Annotated in this window: 12 protein-coding genes; 5 read left to right on the forward strand and 7 right to left on the reverse strand. The window is 61.5% G+C overall.

The genetic code is table 11. The annotated features are described in order from the left end of the window. The first annotated feature begins 23 nt into the window (after window positions 1-23). From GGD61_RS28005 to GGD61_RS28015, 3 genes are all read left to right on the forward strand, one after another. Window positions 24-989, forward strand: a complete 966-nt coding sequence (locus GGD61_RS28005; RefSeq protein ID WP_092258888.1) for a hypothetical protein — start codon at window positions 24-26, stop codon at window positions 987-989. A gap of 456 nt (window positions 990-1445) precedes the next feature. Continuing rightward, the gene (locus GGD61_RS28010; RefSeq protein ID WP_183231638.1) at window positions 1446-3305 is read left to right on the forward strand and encodes a caspase family protein; all 1860 of its coding nucleotides are present in this window, start codon (window positions 1446-1448) and stop codon (window positions 3303-3305) included. A 117-nt stretch (window positions 3306-3422) separates the two neighbouring features. After that, entirely contained in the window at window positions 3423-4415 is a 993-nt protein-coding gene (locus tag GGD61_RS28015) for a hypothetical protein (protein WP_092258882.1), read from the forward strand. Between the two features lie 23 nt (window positions 4416-4438). Here the strand turns inward: GGD61_RS28015 and GGD61_RS28020 are convergent, their stop codons facing one another. From GGD61_RS28020 to GGD61_RS28030, 3 genes are all read right to left on the reverse strand, one after another. Beyond that, entirely contained in the window at window positions 4439-4906 is a 468-nt protein-coding gene (locus GGD61_RS28020; protein WP_312012747.1) for a DUF4384 domain-containing protein, read from the reverse strand. Window positions 4907-5099: 193 nt separating this feature from the next. Continuing rightward, on the reverse strand, window positions 5100-6878 hold the full coding sequence (locus tag GGD61_RS28025; RefSeq protein WP_246786065.1) for a caspase family protein: 1779 nt from the start codon (window positions 6876-6878) through the stop codon (window positions 5100-5102). A gap of 57 nt (window positions 6879-6935) precedes the next feature. Next, on the reverse strand, window positions 6936-8654 hold the full coding sequence (locus GGD61_RS28030) for a hypothetical protein (protein ID WP_183231641.1): 1719 nt from the start codon (window positions 8652-8654) through the stop codon (window positions 6936-6938). A 156-nt stretch (window positions 8655-8810) separates the two neighbouring features. Here GGD61_RS28030 and GGD61_RS28035 point away from each other — a divergent pair, with 156 nt between their 5' ends. Further along, complete coding sequence (locus GGD61_RS28035) at window positions 8811-9092, forward strand: hypothetical protein (RefSeq protein WP_177237213.1); 282 nt, start codon at window positions 8811-8813, stop codon at window positions 9090-9092. 51 nt (window positions 9093-9143) lie between these two features. Then, a complete protein-coding gene (locus GGD61_RS28040) occupies window positions 9144-10172 on the forward strand; it encodes a DUF4424 domain-containing protein (RefSeq protein ID WP_246786066.1) in 1029 nt (342 codons plus the stop codon). 9 nt (window positions 10173-10181) lie between these two features. Here the strand turns inward: GGD61_RS28040 and GGD61_RS28045 are convergent, their stop codons facing one another. From GGD61_RS28045 to tssM, 4 genes are read right to left on the reverse strand one after another with little or no spacing between them, the layout of a single operon-like run. Next, window positions 10182-11993, reverse strand: a complete 1812-nt coding sequence (locus tag GGD61_RS28045) for a serine/threonine-protein kinase (RefSeq protein WP_183231668.1) — start codon at window positions 11991-11993, stop codon at window positions 10182-10184. Beyond that, on the reverse strand, window positions 11990-12766 hold the full coding sequence (locus GGD61_RS28050; RefSeq protein WP_092258864.1) for a PP2C family serine/threonine-protein phosphatase: 777 nt from the start codon (window positions 12764-12766) through the stop codon (window positions 11990-11992). The genes GGD61_RS28045 and GGD61_RS28050 overlap by 4 nt, the downstream gene beginning before the upstream one ends. Next, on the reverse strand, window positions 12763-13467 hold the full coding sequence (gene tagF / locus GGD61_RS28055) for a type VI secretion system-associated protein TagF (RefSeq protein ID WP_183231642.1): 705 nt from the start codon (window positions 13465-13467) through the stop codon (window positions 12763-12765). The genes GGD61_RS28050 and tagF overlap by 4 nt, the downstream gene beginning before the upstream one ends. Next, window positions 13464-17012, reverse strand: coding sequence for a type VI secretion system membrane subunit TssM (gene tssM, locus GGD61_RS28060; RefSeq protein ID WP_183231643.1), 3549 nt, complete (start codon window positions 17010-17012; stop codon window positions 13464-13466). Before tssM ends, tagF begins: the two co-directional genes overlap by 4 nt. Window positions 17013-17039 lie beyond the last annotated feature (27 nt).

Genomic DNA, 17039 nt, shown 5'->3' on the forward strand with positions numbered 1-17039 from the left:
GGGTTCAAATCTGGAGATATAGGATGGCCGTGCAGCCGTTGCGCAACGAAAGGCGCCCCCTGAAGCCGCTGCAGCCCTGGACTCAGCCTGCCAACACCACCAAGTACAAAGTCAGGACCGGAGAGACCTGGTTCACCCTGGCGGCCCGAAACCATCATCAGTACTCCGAGCACGACATCATCTGGATCAATTTTCGCCTCAGCCCGCTCGACCGCTTCTACACCGACCAGGTCAATTGGTACCTGCGCGAATATGTCGGTTGCCGCCATAGTCTCGACGGAGGTCGGAACTGGGCTTTTACGGACGACGCCGACCCGGGATACATCTTTCTTCCGGACCCGATGTACTATCAAGACGCGATCGCCATCACCGGCACAAAGGGCGTGGGTGTAGTTAGCGCTCCCGGATACAGCGATCAGAACGCATACGATGTGATATCCAAGGCGCTGGATGTCTATGGCATTGCAGACATGGGCATCAGCATGTCGGAAATTCCACTTGGTGCGCTTGCCGAAGGTGGAATGATCGCGGTCGGTACGCTCGCCACTCTCGTCGGTCCATTCGTTGCGCTGGGTGCACCTTACAACGATGCCTTGCAATACAAATCGAGGCGACACTTCTTCGGTGCATTTTGCTCATCCTTTGTCATGCAAGCCGACGGTTGGTCGTCCGCGACGGTCAGCGACTTCTATCCCCCGCTCGCCTACCCTCCGCTCGACAACGTCTTTCCCGAAAAGCGCGAAACATTCCGCAAGCTCCATAATTTCGGGCTTCGACTGGGCCGCCTGCAGGGCTCTCGGCTGAATACTGTCGACAAGAAAAGCCTCTTCCTTCTGCTACGCGGTCGCCTCTCCGACGCGGATTCGCGCTATTGGAACGGTGACGCCAAAGAATGGTCGGTTCGAAAGAAGAAGGATTACTACGATCTCCTTGGTGCTATTCTCCTGAAACTGATGCTGGAGAACGACCTCAAGATCAAGCTGCGGTGATTCCTCTGTCTGAGGTCCTTGATCTTCTGGACACATTGGCTCAATCGCTCCGATCGTCCGAAAGCCCTATTCGGTTGCTCCATTCCGGGCCGGAGGTCGGTTCCCGCACTTCACGCCGCGCTCCCGAAATGTTGCTTCAAACGGTCCCACCCCTCCGTTTCGACGGGACGATGGTGAGACGAAAAATAGATAATTAAATCAGTAGCTTGAAACTCACGCGGCCGCGGATTGCCCCTATTGGCTGGGCCCGTGGTCGTCCGAAACTTTGGGTGCGAACTTGAACGCGTTCGCTTTGGGCAACGACAATATAAGGAATGGATCAGCCTCCGAACTGTTAGTGTACGCAGATGGGTGGCCGCCAATAACGTAAGAATTGCTTGATGAGCAATATCGCGTTCTATGCGGCCGTTTTAGCGACGTGACTACTATCCTTCGGGCAGATGCGGGTGTTTCGCCATGAGAACGTACAGGCACCTCCAAGTTTGTCTTCTCCTTGCTGCTGCGCTGTTCCTGACCTGTCAGCCGGCTTGGGCCATCAAGCGGGTCGCCCTGGTGGTCGGCAATTCCAGCTATCAGAATGCTCCCCTGCTCCCGAACCCGGCCAACGACGCCGCGTCCATCACCGCGACCTTGAAGAGCGCAGGTTTCGACGTGGTCGACTCCCGGCTCAACCTCGCCGCGGCAGATATGCGGCGGGCTCTGAGAGAGTTCGCCGATCAGACCCGCGACGCCGACATTGCCGTCGTATACTATGCGGGCCACGGGATCGAGATTGACGGAACGAACTATCTGATCCCGACAGACGCCAGGCTCGAGCGGGACACCGACATTTACGACGAGGCATTTTCGCTCGACCGCGTCTTGCTGGCGATCGAGCCCGCAAAGCAGCTGCGCGTCGTGATCGTCGATGCGTGCCGGAACAATCCGTTCGCGGATTCGATGAAACGGACCGTTGCCTCGCGATCCATCAGCCGCGGGCTCGCCAGGGTCGAGCCCACCGTCTCAAACACGCTGATCGCGTTTGCCGCGAAAGCCGGACTGACTGCATTGGACGGCAACAGCAAGAACAGTCCGTACGCGACAGCTCTCGTGAAATACATCGCAAAGCCTGGGCTCGACTTGCGCAGGGCCTTCGGATTCGTGCGTGATGACGTCTTGCAAGCCACGGGCAACCGGCAGGAGCCCTACGTTTACGGCTCGCTGGGCGGCGAAGACGTTGCGCTTGTTCCGGTCGCCAAGGCAGAAGAGCCGGCACAAGCTGCCAATCCCCAGTCCGAAATCCGCCGTGACTACGAATTGGCGTTGCAGCTGCGCAACAAGCCTGCTCTCAACGCATTCCTGAGCCAGCATCCGGACGGATATTATGCAAACCTCGCCAAGCTGCAGCTGAATCAATTCGAGGCCGAAGAGGCACGCGTCGCGGCAACAGCGAAGGCGCAGCAGGCCGAGCAGGAACAGGCTCGCCTGATGTCCCAGGGGGCTCAGCGTGTCGAGCGGGAGAAAGCCGCTGCCGATCTGAAGGCTGCCGAAGAGGCCCGTGTAGCCGCCGAGAAAGCGAAGCAAACTGCGCTTGAGCAAGCTACTGAAGCGGAACGGAAACGAACTGCATCAGAATCCAGCATCGTTGCTGCGCTTTCCGAGAATAAGCCGGCAGTTGGGAGCACGGCTGCGGATGGTTCCACAGCAGCGATGTCCGCCGACGCCAACAGCCCGCCCAGGCTCGCGGCGTTGACCGCCGAGCCGCGCCAGACCGATATCGCAAAAGCCGATATCGCCAAGTCGGTCCAAGGCGAATTAAACCGCGTCGGCTGCTTCACCGGTGCCGTCGATGGCCACTGGAATACGGCGTCACAGCGTTCGCTGAGTCTGTTCAACCGGTACGCGGGAACAAAACTCGATACCAAGCTCGCAAGTCTCGATGCGCTTGACGCGATCAAGCTCAAGCCGGCCCGGGTCTGTCCCGTGATCTGTGATCATGGCTACAAGGCTAGTGGCGACCAGTGCGTCAGGATCACTTGCGCCGAGGGCTCGTTCCTCAACGATGACAACGAATGCGAGAAGCGGCGCGGGAAGAAGCCCGTTGCCAAGCGCAACGCGAACGAAGGTGCGTCACGTGCGGACCGTTCGCGTCGCGAAATATCCGAGCCCGTGGCGGACGTTCCGCGGCGACAGGCAACCGCGAAGTCCAGCGGCGGCAGCGGCCAGGTCGTTTGCGACGCATATTTGTGCCGCCAGGTCCGTCGCGGCTGCCACCTCGACTACCGTGGCGGGGGAGGTCCCGGCGGCAACACCGGGAATGTCGAAGTCTGCAATTAGCAAGGTGCGAATTCGCCAGCCGTCATAGGAAGCCTATCGAGGATCTGGCGAACAATCACATGTAACATCGGGTCGGCCCAAGTCCACGCCCGACCCGGTCGATGCGGAGCGACCTTCGTGGTGGCGTGCGAGTTCGAACAGAAAGACGCCAAGTCCTTTCCAGGAGTGACGCTCTTTACGAAGCGGCTGGCGCCCGGCATGAAGCCGACGGCGGTATATCTTCCGCCAAAGCACTTAACGACTACCACCAAACTGGATATCGTGATCTGGCTGCATGGCTTCTACGTCAAAGATCATGAATTCCTGTTTCACAACGATCCAGCGCGCCTCCGTGAACAGGTTCGGGATTCCGGCAAGGACGTCGTGCTCATCGCGCCGTTCCTGGGCTATGAATATGCCGTTGGCGACGCCTTTGCTGGAAATTACAGCGTCAAGGATCTGGCCACGTCGAACTGGGGGGAACGGTACCTCGAGGAAATCCTCGGAGCTCTGGCCAAGTTCCTGGGAGGCTCTTCGACGTCCATTCCTCAACTCCAGATTGGCAAAATCATCATCGCCTGCCACTCCGGCGGCGGCAACGGCATGCGCAATCTGGTCGGAACTCTGGGAAAGTATCAGGCCAAGCTGAGTGCTTGTTGGGGATTTGACTGCCTTTACGGGGCCAAGGCGCGACCCGACGATGCGACCTTCTGGTACCAGTGGCTGTCTGGGCAGAGCGGCACTGCGCTAGAGATCGTTTATGGTCCCTCAACGCTGCCGCAGTCCGTGAAGTTGGATCTGATAGGCCGCGGGCTGGCGACCTCCGACGGCAATCGAGCGCAGCCTCAGCGCCCTGCCCTCAAGAACCTCCGCGTGACCGTAGGTCACTACGATCTGTTCCCGGCATTCGGTCAGATGGTCAGAGTCAACGATCTGGACGAAGCTTTTGTTGATCGGTTCATGATACCTCAGGTCGCTGACCAACCACGGTCGCAGCAGAAGTCCGCATCATCGACTGGTGAGTTTCTCCAACGCGCGATTTCCAATGTTCGCAGCGCATTTCCCTTCCCCAACGACATTCATTACATGATCGCCCGTGGCGGCTTCTTCAGCCGCCTCAGCAAGCTTTGACCTCGCGGCGTATCCGCGCGAGCTCACTTGATGGAATAGGGTTTGACGTCGAACGACCAGTTGTTCGGCAACAGCCTTCTGCTGGCGTTGTCCGGCACGCGCAACTCACTGGTCCAGGCCGATAGATAGCTCAACGCTGCGGCTTGATCTTGTAGCTTGCGCGGCAAGTCCGGCAAATCAAGCAACTGGACGCGTCGCTCGCTCAAGATGGCGATCATCACTGCAGATCCCGCCGGCGGTGCGACGACAAACTCAAAACCTCTCTGCCGTGCGGCCGGGCTCGGAACGACAAATTCGACGCCAGGCTTGACGAGATTGATTTCGCGGCCGTCCGACTGCGCCAACAGTTCGGGTGTCGGAAAGATCTGGGACATCCGTCCTTCCGCATCGATGTCGACTAGAATGAGATATCCAGCCTTCCTGGCGGTGACGCCGAACGACACCTTGCTGCCGAGAGTGACGGTCTGGCCCGGCAGGATCTGGAGCGACACCCCTGCACTGTTGGATTGGCCACGCGCCGCCTGAACCGACCAAAGCCGTGCGTGCATGCCAGTAGGCAGCGACGCCCAAGGCAGCGGTGCCGCGCAGACAGGTCCGCCACCAACCAGTAGCGGGAGCAGAAGTACCGGGAGCCGCGGTCCCTGCCGGCGGATCGCTCGCAAACTGGGCAGCTTCTGCCCTCCCCTAGGGAGCACTGAAGAAGCCGATCGAGGCGATCCGGGCGTCCACGGGCAAGTAGCGTTCGAGGCTCTTGATCATCTGCCCCGAGGCGCGGCGCCGGTTGAGCTGTATCAAGGCTGTCTCCAGTTCGCCCATGCGTTGCTGCGAGGTCACTGCAATAATCTGTTCCGCACCGAAGGGTTCACCGACCTTCAGCGGCAGCCGCAAGTTCGCCGATCGGACCAATGCAGGATCGGAGCCCACCGGATACAACATCTGGATGGTGCCATCACCGGACACATTGAACAACAACACGGCCCGCGATGCCACATCAGACAGGTCAACCTGGACGGTCTGGCCGGCACGCTGCTGGCGGTCGTCCGGCCATATGCGCATCATCTGAGGCGACCGAACCGCGATGCGCTTGAGTTCACGTATCGCCGCCGTCCGGTCAACGACCGTTGATAGGCTGGCAATGTCCATCCCGTACGCAACCACGTCGCCCCATGCGATCACATCGTGCGACATGGGATCCCAGATGAGATCCGGGTTGTCCGTCGGCTGGACGGCCTGCACGGGAATATCCTTGGTCGTCACGCTCGCAAAGTAGCTCGTCTTGCCGTCGAGCGCCGCGAGCCGGATGGGCGAAGCGAGGCGAAGCGGCGGCGTTTGACCGATCGGAAGGTCCTTGGTCGGGGCCGCGGCGAGGCTCGGAGCAGTGGATGCCTTGGCCGTGATAGCCGGCGGCGGCGGCGCCTGTGCCTCGGCTGGCGCGCCGGTCCCGGCAGAGCCAGAGGCTGCTCTTGCGGCCGGCCCCTGAATCAAGACGACGCCGCGCGTCAAGCCGAAGGCAACCTCGGTGTCCGGTGCCTGGGCCGGCGATGATATCGTCACGATGTTCTGACGCTGGTCCGATAGCTGGTAGACCACCTGCCGAACATTGCTGAAGAGCTCCTTCAGCGTCACCTTCCCATCGTGATTGATGTCCGCACTCCCTTCCACGGCACGCGCGACTGCATAGCTGAGAGCCCCGCGGAGGCCATCGACCCCGGGAATGCGGACTTCCGGCGCCTTCGTGTAACGGTCCACCGCGGCAAGGAATGCCGTGCGGTCGAGGTCGAGTTCGGACTCCGGATCGTTGCTGTCAGAGACCGGTTTCAGTTCGTCGACCAGCAATGTATAGCGCGGCACTTGCCTGAAGCTCATTTCCGCGGCACGCGGATCGATATCGCGCACCATGCCGCCGCCATGGCAGGTGTCAGCCACGAAGATCACCTTCGCTCCGCGCAGCTCGAACTGCCGGATGAAGTGGTTGAACTCGCTCCCCAGAATGCGCTCGACTGAGCCGGTCGGCGTGGTTGCGAAGCCTGGCAGCAGGAACACGTTTTCCATCCCGTCGGGCTCCGAGCCTTTGACGCGCTCCGGCTCTTGGGTGCCGTGACCGGCGATCGACAGAAAGATGAGGTCGTTGTTTCCGGTCCGCTCCACCAGCGCGCTGATTTCGCGCAAAACGCTCGCCCTGTCGGCCTGCGCGTTCGCAAGTTCGACGATGTCTCCGACCCCCATCGACTTCAAGCTGCCGACAATGTCGGTGGCGTCGGCGACCGCGCCCTTCAGCTTGCGTACGTGCTGATAGTCATCAATCCCGATGACGAGCGCGCGTACCGCAGCTCCCTCCGGGTTGCTGATCGCCAAGCCGCCGGCAGCATGCACCTGCGGGGCCGTCAGTCCGATCGACCCGGCCAGACCGATCGTTGCGCATAGCCGCCTGATCTTCCAACCAAGTCGCTTGGGCATTCGCATCGTAATCCACCTCGACATCCCGCTTAATCATTTTGTAGCGCGAACGACACGGCCGGTTCAGCGCCTTTTGCTTGCCGTCTTGCGCCCCGCCGGTGGTTCGGTTTCGTGGTAGGCGTTTGCAGAAACCGTTGCCTGGTCATCCGCGAAGGCCTTGAAGCGGACCGGAACGTAGCCGCGCGAGAGCAGGCTCGCCAGCGGATAGACGTTACGGCAGACGCGGCCGTTGCAGCCGCCAGTCGAGGATTCCATCACCTCGGCCTTGCGATCGGGCGTGAATCGCAGGAACAACATCACGTGCGAGCCCGACTTGTTCAGCGCATCGCCAGGCTTCAGGTCCCACGGATTTGCCACCGGGGCTGCAATCGCGGGAATTGCGGCAGTTGTGTAGTGGACGGAGAGCCCCCACGTGGCGCTGACGAATGCCGAACAGTCGACGCCAGCCACATCCGGTCGCGGCGCGTTGCGAGTGCACACATTGCCAGCCAGCATTCCGCTCTCGATCCGCTGCCGGAAGTTCGCGAGCGAACCGTGGCAGCCCCAGCAATAGGGTACGCCGCGCACCTCTTGGTTCACCTTGCCCTGCAAATACCAGGGTCGCCGGATACGGCTGAAGCCGCTGCACTGGCTGTCGGGATCGCTGCCGTAGTTCGCCTGCGTCAGCTTCCACTGGATGCCCTCGAACGCAAACGCGGTCTCGATCGCCTGTTGTCGGTTGGACGGCCTCACCGCGGCCGAAGCGTCGAATTTGAAACTGGGTTGCGATGCAGGCGCAATTGCCGTTCGCGACGGCCGCACGTCGATGATCGACACGTTGTTGAGAGGCCTGAAACCGACGCCGACCACGTCGATGCCATCGGGCCTGGTCCGTAGAAAATAGACGTCGCCGTCCCCCGAGACCGTCACGAACCGTCTGGTCAACGGCGCATTTTCGAGGGGAAGCTCATAAATTCCCTCCAGACGGCCGTTCGCGGCGTAGCGCGCCACGAACGTGGAGGCGTTCTTGCCCGACGGCGGAACGTCTTCAGCCAGCACATAAAAGCGGTCGCTGTTGTCGATCTCGAGAAATTCCACCGCGCCAAGTTGGTTGCGAACCCGGAGGGCGAGCTGACCGATCGTCTCGTTGGAAACCATAGTCTGGATCTCGACCCGCACGCTCGCATTGCCCTTGTCCGGAATGAGATCCGCGATCACGGAGCCCTTGCCTCGTGAAGCCACGTATTGCCGGTCGGGCTGCCGCGTCGTCTTGATGATGGCTGCGCGGGTATTCTGGTCGAGCAAGTCGGCTGCGCTGCCGGGCGCCTGCGACCCCATCTGGGAGAAAGCGGAGACGGCAAGCCGATCGTCCACACCACGAGTCGAGACTTCCTCGAGCTGGATCACGTCGCCGAGTCCGCGCGTGGATTGTCCCGCCGCCGCTTTCAGCGTCCGCACGCCGCCGTCCCAAACCATGATGTCATCGTTGCGGACGACAAGATCTGTCGGCTGGACCTCCTTGGGCATCTTGAGGATGTCTGGATCAGAATTCGGCTGCTTGGGATCGAACTGAAGAATGCGGCCGTTAACCTGATCAAGCACAAACAGATTTCCCTGCCCGTCGGCGCTGATCGCTTGCGGACCCGCGAGTTCTACGTCCTCGCTGGCCGGGACAATGCCAACCATAGAAGCAGCCGAACCGTCGCCAAAGCTGCGTACGACGGCATCGTCGGCGTGCGCCTGGGTTCCGCAGATGCCAGCGCCAACGATGACGGCCCAGATAAAACGCTTTGGACGAAGCATGTTCTCAATGTATCCCGAACCAATCGCCGCGTCAGATCGACTAATCCCAGATGCCGGTAACGCGGCGCTTCAATTAGTGGTGAGCACTCTCAATCTCGTTCAATTCCATCACTGGACGGTGATCGTCCGAACCTTCTCCAACTCGCGGTGCAAACTATGGCCCGGAACAGATTTGAGCAAGTGAATGAAGTCCAGCCCGACGCGATCACACTCGTCCTGAAGCGCGACAATGACGGCGCTTCTGGAGCAATCGTGCTGCCGGCGGCAGTGAGCGGAGGGCGACTGACCGCCGACCAGACCAGCGCACAATTGCCGGCACAGGATGCCTTTCGTGGGGCGATCCGACTGGCGAACGATTTGAAGCTTGCGATCGTGGTCTGCGACCCGGAAGGGGTCTGGAAATCCGAGTGGGGCGATCTTTATCAGCCGATCGAATGAGGCGCACCGGGCGCTACGCGCCATATGCTGCGCCGCCACATGGAGACAAGCATGGTGAACGGCTTTTCTGCCCCACTGACCTTCCGAACACCGGCTTTGATGTTGGCATTTTTGGTTGCGACGGTGTGGCCGGCCCGCGCCAACGATTCAGCCGCGGAACTATCCATCGGTGGGCTCCAATTCGTACGCACCAATGACGTTGCCATGGAGAGCGAGAACCTTCGTATCGCGTTGGACAGCGTCACGGTCCGCTACCAGTTCACCAATGTCACGGCCAAGCCGGTCACCATGACTGTCGCCTTTCCGCTGCCCGACATCGACCTCTCGGAGGCCGAGAACATTGCTCTGCCGTCAGATGATCCGGTCAACTTTGTCGACTTCACGACAAAGGTCGACGGCCACCCGACGCCGCTAACCATTGATCAGCGAGCCATAGTTGGCAACAAGGATGTCAGTGCCTTGCTGCGCGAACTGAAAGTGCCACTGCTGCCGATCGGCAGCCGCGAAATCCGGGCAGCCGACCTGCCCGATGCGACCCGAACCCAGCTCGTAGACGACGGACTTCTGCTGCCTGCCGGAAGGAGCGACAACGGCCGCCAGCAATATGCGCCCGGCTGGGTCCTGAAGACCTCGGCAGTCCGTCAGCAGGTATTTCCGGCCGCGAAAAAGGTGACCGTTGAACACCAATATCGGCCGAGTGTCGGCACTAGTCCGGACACGATCTTGCGCTCCGGTTTGCGTCGCAGCGGCGCCCTCAGTCAGGAAGTCCAGCGTTACCGGAAAGAGTACTGCATTCAGGACGCGTTCCTCGCAGAACTCGACAAGCGCGCAGGCAGCAATCAGGCCAACACCAGCAAGCTGCAGGAGCGGCGCATATCATACGTCCTGAAAACCGGATCAAATTGGGCAAGTCCGATCCGGTCGTTCAAGCTGACGATCGATCCGGGCGGCAGCGATCGCCTGGTAAGTTTCTGTCCAGGGCGGCTCAAAACCTCCTCCACCGGCAGCACGCTTGAATATACCGCCAACGATTTCAGGCCTGATGCAGATCTGAAGATCCTGGTCATCGGAACGTTTTGAGCATGCCGATCAGTTCGTGAGCAGCACGTAACGTGCGGCTGCGACGATGGCGACTTTGTTCCGCTGAGACTCGCTGAGCGCCTGTAGGAAAAACGTGTCGGCAGGGGTCGGCTTCGGCTGGCGCAGGGAATCCAGGACCTGCGGGGTCGCCACCACCAACAGCAGTTGCGGACCGCTGCCGCGTGCTGGCGGGAGGGCAAACGAAAGCGAGTCGATGCCCGGCTTCAGAAGATAAGTCAGACTCTGGACCTCGCCACGATCCGACACCATCAGCAGTTCCACTACGCGGTTGGCGAAGTTCTCAATTGTGCCGCTAAGGGTTTCGTCGGCCTTCAGCTCTGTCGCCGATAGATTGATGCGCGGCGCTCGCGCCTGTTCGTTCCCGACCTCTCTCAAGAACTTGACGGCTGGACACTGCGCGGGAGTCACCTGCCTGACGCCAACGGAAGCTTCGAAGCCCTGCTCGCGCCGGAACGCCTTGTCAAAAGTGTCGAATGGGACGGTCGAGGCGCCGAAGCCTTCGATGACGGCGGCGTTCTGGCTGACGGCCACCGGCAGGATGAAGAAGCAGTCGCCGCCGGAATATTGCGCCACATATTTGCGGATGCGATCGGCTCGCCCGACCCCATCCGGTGTTGGAGATGGCGTCGTAACCGCAGGCGCCACCGGCAGCTTGACCGGCTCCTGGCGTCCCACCTGCGGGACAGCTGGCTCGGCCTTCGGCGGCGCCGGGGTAGCAGCAAGTTTCGGAGGTGGCGGCAACACCGTGGTGCCCGGCCCCGACCAGATCAGCTTGTAAAAGGCATATCCTCCTCCCCCGACGAGAAGTAGCATCAATGCCACGCCCGCCCCGTACCAGAGATGACCCCGCCCGCGCGCCGTTACCGGCAGCCGGTCCGGTGGCGTCGGCGCCTCACCTTCCGGTCGCCGCAGCGGATCGAATCCGTACAATGGCGTAGCTGATGTCTCCGCCGAACCACCCGGCGTCCAGTTCGCGACTTCCGCCATGCTCGGACGCAATGCCGGATCAGGCTGCAGCATCCGCTCCAGCAAAGGCCGGATGCGCATGTCCACGGCTCCGAGATCGGGTACGCGCCGGCGCTTCTCCACCAGTTGAAACTGGCTGCCGCCCATGTCGAGCTTTTGCCCGGTCAGCGCGTGAAACAGGACGAGCCCCAGGCTGTAGACATCGGATTTGGCCGTGACCTCGTTGCCGTAGAGTCCGACCTGTTCCGGCGATGCGTAATTGTCCTTTCCGGCAAAGCCCGAGCCAATGATGGTCTTGTCCCCCAGCTGGGTCGATCGGGCAATGCCGAAGTCGATGAGCTTGGCCCGCCTGACGTCGTCGAGCGGCACGATGATATTGTCCGGCGAAACGTCGCGATGGATGATGCCGTGCTCATGGGCGGCATGCAGCCCCGATGCGACGCGCTGCATCAACTTGATCAGCGCCTCGAGGGTCAAGGGGCCGTCATCGAGCATGTTCGAGAGCGAGCGGCCGTTCACGAACTCCATCGCGAGATACGGCCGCTGTAATACGGGCTCCACCGTGAACAGGAAATAGCGAACGATCGCATCGTGCGGCAGATTGTGAAGCGCTGCGGCTTCTCGACGGAACAGCGCAAGAGCGGCTTCGTTCTCGACCATATCGGGCAGCAGCATTTTGACCGCAACAGGCGATCCGGTCTGGATCTCGCGGCATTTATAGACTTCACCCATGCCGCCGGCGCCGATCACCGCTTCGATCTCGTAGATGCCGTTGAGGCGGGTGCCGGTCGGCACGCCCCTGTAGGACGATCGGAACGGATCGTTTGGGGTCATGATTGTGGCTTCCAATCGAGCGGCGATCTTGTTGGCTCGCGTGATTGTGGCGCCAGCAGGCGCACGATGACGATCGTCACGTTGTCGAGGCCGCCGCGATCAAGAGCCAGCGCGAGCATGTCATCGCAAGCAGCCTGTGCGCGCCGCGTCGCCGCATGCTGCAGGATCTCCTCGTCCTGCACGTGCTTCGTCAAGCCGTCGCTGCAGATCACGAAGATGTCTTCCGGCGCGGCCGGGCCGGTCACCACCTCGAACTCCGGATCGTCGGCGACGCCGACCGCGCGCGTAATGGCGTTGTTCGGCCAATCCTTCACGTCTTCGCGCGACAGCGCGCCCTCGGCGATGAGTTCCTCAAGTTCGCTATGATCGTGCGACACCTGGTTGATGATCCCGCGACTGATCAGATAGACCCGGCTGTCGCCCGCCCATACACAGGCATAATAGCCGTCGCGAACGAGCAGAACCGCCGCCGTGGTCCCGACGGTGGCCCCCTGTCGCTCCTGGCTGAGCGCCAGGATCTGCTGGTTTGCGCTGAACAGCCGCACCTCGCATTCCGCCAGCAGATCGGCAGCGGACTCCAGCGATCCGATCGCGTCAAGCGACTGAACCACAACGCGGCTGGCGAGATCGCCGGCCTCGTGACCACCCATCCCGTCGGCCACAGCCCAGAGGCCGACGTCCGTACGTACCAGAAATGAATCTTCGTTACGCTCTCGCACCCGTCCGGCGTGAGTGACGCTGCCGACATCGAATGAGGTTGGGACGTGTGTCATCGCGCGTCATCCCGTCCCGCCGAGGCAAGATCGCCGGTCAACAGCATCGCGAAGTGAAACGGATCCGGCAATCCGCGGTAGCTTAGCGCCATTGACGGAAATCCCTCGCCTCCGGCCGTCCACCAGAAGCTGGCCGCGGCGTAGACTTCCGGGGCGGCCGCGCAAAGCGCTGCAAACATTCCCGGGAATGCATCGGCCGCCGGACCACTTGCTACTGCGCCGGTACCAAGCAACGTGATCGATGGGTTGCAGGCCGCAGCCTCTTGCAATCGCGGCGCCTCAAGACGATCCAGTGCATCGGATATCTGCTCAAAGGTTGCGGCCTGATCCAAGGTCGAAAGCAGAAACGCCTCCGCTTGCCCGAACCATTCATCCTGCGGATCGATGTTCGGTGAAGGCAACACCTCGCCTTCGCGCGCGACTGCATGCAGCGTCAATGGATAGTACCGCCCGACCCCGTCGAGCGATGGCATGATCGCCCCTGTGACCGAGCTGCCGCAGATCGTGGCGCCGAGCCAAAATCGCCAAACCGGTGCGGTCACGAAAGCCTGCCGCCAATCTGCGCCCAGTCGGTGGCGACTTGCGGACAGCGCAGCCTGCAGCCAGGGCTCCCAGGCTTCAAGGAAGCTGCGCGGGGTCGCGATTGCGATAAAGTCGCGTTTTGCGCCGATCTTGCCGAATAAACCGCAACGCATGGTCATATTCCCGTCGGGCAGCGAAACTCGCGGAGCACTGACATGTTCAGAGGATTGCGCAACGATCCGGTTGAGATCTGATAGTTGAGCTCGCGTCCGGCGACGATGAAAGTGGCGCTGGCAGTTTCCGCCTTCGCCACCAATGAACCTGCTTCCAGCATCCGGAACAACGACCATTGACCGGTTCGCTCGAGAACGGAAGGCGGACCCGTGTCGTTGCTCACGGAAATCGCCGTTCGCGGCGACGGCCCGGGCCATAAGACCGTCGTCGGCGCGTTGTTCTGCGGTTGAGGCGCAGGCGCAGGCTGCGGACCGCCGAAAAACGATGTCGTCGCTGGTCCGGGACTGGTCGGGCTCGTAATCGTGGTACCGCCGATCTCGGTCTTAACGGTCACACCCGGTCCGGCTGAACCGGGCGGCCGGATTGCGAACGATACCGCCGGCACGGCCCCGCCCGTCTGGAAGAAGGCATCCCGGATATGGGCAGCGTTCTGGAATTGCTTGAGCGTATCCGGAGAAAACGACCGTCCGACAGGACTTTCCTTCCGCCAGACCCACTCCGGCCGGGACGTGTCGGCGTAAGGGGCGAGATATTGGGCGAAGAACCTATCCATGATCCCGTTCGGGCTGAATACCTTGGCAAAGTCCGCGAGCGGAACTTCCTGGGTGCTGCCCCGGACGAACGGATAGCGGTTGGTCACTGCTTGTTGGCAAGCAGGCGTGACCTGATCGCGCAGCGTCTGCAGAATCTGTCCCGCGGTCGAGGCTGCGATGCTCCCTTCGAACTCAGCAGCCGCCGCTCGCAGCATGTCGGAGAACGGCGGAGGCATCCGCGACGCATTGTTGCGAAGGGCTGCGACCTGGGTCTGAAGCGCGGCAGCCGCCTGCGCGGTCAGTTGCGGATTCTCGATGATCAGCGTGAGGCTCTGCGCGATGTCGTTCAGGTTCGCAATGGTCGAGTCGATCGGGCGGCGGGTACTCTCGCCTTCGAGCACGGCGTGGTAAGGTCTGAACTGGGCCTCGATTGTCGCGCCAAGGGGACCGTCCTGGGCGTTGGTGAAGAGTGCGGGGGCCGGCGGAACGGCGGCCGCCGCAGGTGCCACGGAATTCCCCGCCGTCTTCGGGCGTTCCTTTGTCAGCGTTGTTTCGTCGCGAACCGATTCCAGGATCTGCCGCATCGGTGAGGTCGGCGCAGAAAGCGCCCGCAGCACCTCGTATTTGGGTTTGTCAGCGAGCAGCTTCTTCAGACGCAAGCTTCCGAGCGCCGTTCGCCAAGTCGTCACGAAATCGTTGGAATAGATGCTGAGCAGATCGCCCGCCAAATTATCGTATTGCTGGTCGACGGCCGACTGCTGACCGGCCTCGCCCAAAACCCAGCGTTCCCGCTTCATCCGCTCCGACAGTCCGGGCAGCCGCGCCACGAATTTCTGATGGAAGCCGTTATAGGTGAAGAACTCGGGCACACGCAGGGTCTCGAGCGGTTGCCCCGTCGTGGATTCGAACACGACGGCCATGTCCGGACCACCGCGTCGGCTGGCGATCCAATCGCCGGCCGTCGACGCACGCGCCTCCGACTTCAAGAACTCGTAGGCGCGTTGCGACACACTGAGGCGCGCAAGGGAGCTCTGGGCCTGTTTGATCAGCCGGCCGTCAAGTTCGACCAGCGGCGGCTGCTCGGTCTCGAGGTCGAACATCGCAGCGAGATTGTCGTCGAGCAGACGTCGCCCTTCCGCGTTGGTCGCGCCGGGATAGAGGTTGTCCGCCCAGTCACGATGCATCCAGGAGCGGATCAGCTCACGATCCGGCGCCTGCAGACCACCAAGCATCAGGTAGACCTTCAGCGCCTCGTAAACGAAGGCCGGCTCGTTGATGCGCGCGTTGAGCTGCTCTTCCAGGCGATACAGAAGGCGCGGCCGGAACATGCGCTCGAGCGCCGTATGATAGGCTGCATTCGCAGGCGATTGCAGCCGGGCGCGCTGACTGAGGCCATAGCGGGCCGACAGAGGCACCGACTCGTTGCGCGATGCATAGCCCGCCGGTGCATTGCGCAGCCGGTAGAGCAGCGGCAGCACCTTGTCGAGATCGCGATCGGCGATCAGCGTCTCCTTGATAAGTGGCGCTCCGGCTGTCGCATATTCCCCGTCCGCCTGCAGGCTCTGCGCGATCAAATCGGAATTGCGCTTGTAGCTCGTCAGCCAGGCTGCGATCAGCCCTATCGAGACCAGTCCGATCAACGACAGCGCCGCGGTCTTCAGGATCAGTGCACGGCGTACCGCGGCACGGTCGGTCGAGACCCAATCGGCCTCGCCGATGATGACCTTGGAAATCAGATCTGCCAGGAAGTAGCTCTTGCCTGTGCCCGAATAGGACCCGGAACCAACCTCCTCCGCGCCGAACGTACGCGCCAACGATCCGATCAATTGATCGATCGGCGTGCCTTGCTGTGTGCCCGACGTGAAGTAGAACCCGCGCAGGTTCGCATTGACATGATAGCGCGTCGGCTCGAAGATCTGGTTGAGGAAGTCGTGAATCTGGGGTTTGAGCCGCGCCATCTGCGCCGGGAAACCGAACAATTGCACACGATGCTGCGGCGTCGGCTCGTCCTGCAGACGATCGAGCGTTTCCTCGCTCAGGCGCTCCAGCAGACGATCGAACTCGACCGGGACCTGCCCCACCAGATTTTGGTTCTTGTCTGCGGTCTGGAACGTGGCACCCCAGACTTGACGGCGACCAGTCTCGCCGAGATATGCGAAATATTCGGTGAACCCGGAAACGAGATCGGCCTTGGTAAAGAGCGCGTAGACCGGGAAGCTGACCTTCAGCCTTTGGTGCAGCTCGAGTAGGCGCATCCGGATGGCGTCAGCGTGGAGTGCGAGCTCCTGCTTCGGTAGCGTCAGGATGTCTTCGATACTGATGGCGACGAGAACGCCGTTGATCGGCTGGCGCGACCGGCTCTTCTTCAGAATATCAAGGAACGCCAGCCAACTGTCCTTGTCGGCCTTGCTGTTGGAGTCCTGGGTGGTGTAGCGGCCGGCCGTATCGATCAGCACCGCTTCGTCGGTAAACCACCAATCGCAATAGCGGGTACCACCCACCCCGGCGATCGCCGCCGGCGTCGCGCCGCGCGCGAGTGGAAATTTGAGGCCAGAATTGACCAGCGCCGTGGTCTTGCCGGCGCCGGGCGGGCCGATGATGACGTACCAGGGTATATCGTAGAGATAGCCCGACTTGTTGCCACTGGCGGTCCTCAGCGTCGCGAGCGCATCCTTCATGCGCTCCTTGAGCACCGGCTCGTCGCTGACCGGCTGATCCGCACCTGCGATACCGTCGGCAATCTCCTTGGCATTCTTGCGCCGCTTGAACAGATTGAGACCGACAGCAGCTGCCACGGCCGTGGTCAGCAGCAGAATAGCGATCTGCCGGACAATATGGTTCTCGAGCGGCCGCCAGTCACCGAATGCGATGAAGGGACCGGCGAAGTAGATCACCGCTCCGAGCGAGCTGAGCCCGACCCCATAGAGAATGATGCGGATAATGTCCTTGGCAAGCATCTAACCGTACCTGTCGCAAACCGCGAG

Source organism: Bradyrhizobium sp. SBR1B (assembly GCF_014198205.1).
Lineage (GTDB): Bacteria > Pseudomonadota > Alphaproteobacteria > Rhizobiales > Xanthobacteraceae > Bradyrhizobium.